At 65.0% G+C, this 2,893-nt stretch carries 1 protein-coding gene; it reads left to right on the top strand.

Going from position 1 to position 2,893, the window contains the following annotated elements; genetic code table 11:
* Positions 1-157: 157 nt before the first annotated feature.
* A complete protein-coding gene (locus tag ACYPYD_RS24960) occupies positions 158-2,881 on the top strand; it encodes a valine--tRNA ligase (RefSeq protein ID WP_459666165.1) in 2,724 nt (907 codons plus the stop codon).
* The last annotated feature ends 12 nt before the right edge of the window (positions 2,882-2,893 follow it).

Genomic DNA, 2,893 nt, shown 5'->3' with positions numbered 1-2,893 from the left:
CTGGGACCGCTGGCCTGTTAATGCCACCTATCGTCAGTACGCCCTGCCGAGGGGTGGGCTTTACGCGGCCAGCGGTCCCAGCCTTCGCTGGGATGACGGGGAATCGTCCTTGCGCCGAAACCCGCCCTTTGGCATGGCCCCGGCCATGACCGACGCCATGACCGACCAGATCGCAGAACCCGCTCTCGACAAGACTTTCGACCCCGCCGGGATCGAGGCCAAGTGGTACGCCCACTGGGAGCAGAACAACCTGTTCCGCCCCGAGCGCCCCGATGCCGCGCCCTTCACCATCGTCAACCCGCCGCCGAACGTGACGGGCTCGCTCCACATCGGCCACGCGCTCGACAACACGCTGCAGGACGTGGTGATCCGCTACGAGCGCCTGCGCGGCAAGGACGCGCTGTGGGTGGTCGGCACCGACCATGCGGGCATCGCCACGCAGATGGTGGTCGAGCGCCAGATGGAACAGCGCCAGGACAAGCGCACCAACTATTCGCGCGAAGCCTTCATCGAGAAGGTCTGGGAATGGAAGGCCGAAAGCGGCGGCACTATCACCGGCCAGCTGCGCCGCCTCGGCTGCTCGATGGACTGGAGCCGCGAGCAGTTCACCATGGACCCGCACTTCACCAAGGCCGTGGTCAAGGTCTTCGTCGACCTGCAAAAGCAGGGCCTGATCTACCGCGACAAGCGGCTGGTGAACTGGGACCCCAAGCTCAAGACCGCGATCAGCGACCTTGAGGTCGAGACGCGCGAGATCCAGGGCCACTTCTGGCACTTCAACTATCCGCTCTCGGACGGTTCGGGCCATATCGAGGTCGCCACCACGCGCCCCGAGACGATGCTGGCCGACATGGCGGTCGCGGTGAACCCCGCCGACGAGCGCTACAAGCCGCTGCTGGAGCGCGGGGCCACCGTCACCCTGCCGATCACCGGCCGCGAGATCCCCATCGTCGCGGACGAGCACGCCGACCCGGAATTGGGCTCGGGCGCGGTGAAGATCACCCCGGGGCATGACTTCAACGACTTCGAAGTCGGCAAGCGCGCCGGGATCGAGGCGCGCGACATGCTCAACATGCTCGATGCCGAGGCGAAGGTCTGCCAGACGGCGGACGGCCTGATCCCGCACCACTTCATCGGGCTGGACCGCTTCGACGCGCGCGCCGCCGTGGTCGAGGCGATGAAGGAGCTGGGCCTCCTGATCCCGCACGTCACCAAGGACAAGGAAGGCAACCCGGTCGAGCACGACGCCGAGCCGCGCACCATCGCTACGCCCTACGGCGACCGCGGCGGCGTGGTGATCGAGCCTTGGCTGACCGACCAGTGGTACGTCGATGCCGCCACCCTCGCCATCCCGCCGATGGAAGCCGTGCGAAACGGCTCGATCGAGATCGTCCCGAAGTCGTGGGAGAAGACCTTCTTCAACTGGATGGAGAACATCCAGCCGTGGTGCGTCAGCCGCCAGCTGTGGTGGGGACACCGCATCCCGGCTTGGTACTCCGAAGACGGCGAGATCTTCGTCGCCGAGACCGAGGAAGAGGCGCAGGCCCTCGCCGGTAACAAGGCGCTGACCCGCGACAACGACGTGCTCGATACGTGGTTCTCCTCGGCGCTCTGGCCATTCGCGACGCTGGGCTGGCCCGATCAGGATTCGGCGCTGCTCAAGAAGCACTACCCCAACGACCTGCTCGTTTCCGGCTTCGACATCCTGTTCTTCTGGGATGCGCGCATGGCGATGCAGGGCATCCACTTCATGAAGGAAGTGCCGTGGAAGCGGCTCTACCTCCATGGCCTCGTGCGCGCCGCCGACGGGCAGAAGATGTCCAAGTCCAAGGGCAACGTCGTCGATCCGCTGGGCCTCATCGACCAGTACGGCGCCGACGCGCTGCGCTTCTTCATGACCGCCATGGAAAGCCAGGGCCGCGACGTGAAGATGGATGAGAAGCGCGTCGAGGGGTATCGCAACTTCGCCACCAAGCTGTGGAACGCCGCGCGCTTCTGCCAGTCCAACGGCATCGTCGGCAGCACCTCGGTCGCAGCTCCGAAGGCGACGTCGGCAGTCAACCGCTGGATCATCGGTGAAGTCGTGGAAACCGTCGCCGCGCTCGACAAGGCGATGGCCGACCTGCGCTTCGACGCCGCCGCCAACGCGATCTACCACTTCGTCTGGAACCAGTTCTGCGACTGGTACATCGAACTCATCAAGGGTTCGTTCGACGAGGAGACGAAGGCCGTCGCCGGCTGGGTGCTCGACCAGATTCTGGTGATGCTGCACCCCTTCATGCCCTTCGTCACCGAAGAGCTGTGGAGCAAGACCGGCACCCGCGAGGCCGAACTGATCGTCGCCGCATGGCCCGCGCCCGAGGCCGCGGTGGATCATGACCTCTCGGCCCAAATTCGCTGGTTGATCGACGCTGTAACGAGAATTCGGTCGGCCCGCACAGAACTCGGTATTGCTCCTGGCATCAAACTGGATGCTTGGTTCATCGGCGAGTCTGAAGAAGGGGAAGAATTGTTCTCTTCCATTGTAGCGCCCTTGAAGCGACTGGCTCGGCTTGAGAATGTTTATCGCCCTGCAAACGGGCAATATGGAAAGGCGGGCGACCCGGCGGTTCCGAGTGGTGCAAGCATTGCTATGCCGTTGATGGGCGCCAGCATTCAAATTCCGCTCGAAGGCGTGATCGACATCGCCGCCGAAAAGGCCCGTCTGGAAAAGGCCCACGCCGCCTCGATCAAGGAGCGGGATTCGCTGGGCAAGCGCCTCGATAACCCGGCCTTCGCGCAGAAGGCCAAGCCCGAGGCGGTCGAGAAGGCCCGCGCAGACCATGCCGCGCACTCGGCCGAGGCGGAGCGTCTGGCGGCGGCACTGGCGCGGCTGGGCTGAGGGCGACGCAAA

The organism is Novosphingobium sp. 11B, from assembly GCF_054589055.1.
Note: the sequence above shows the minus strand (reverse complement) of the source record. Positions and strands in the feature narration are given on the sequence as shown.

Coding starts and splice junctions, on each gene's coding strand:
- ACYPYD_RS24960 (WP_459666165.1), top strand. CDS start 158: ATGACCGACCAGATCGCAGAACCCGCTCTCGACAAGACTTTCGACCCC.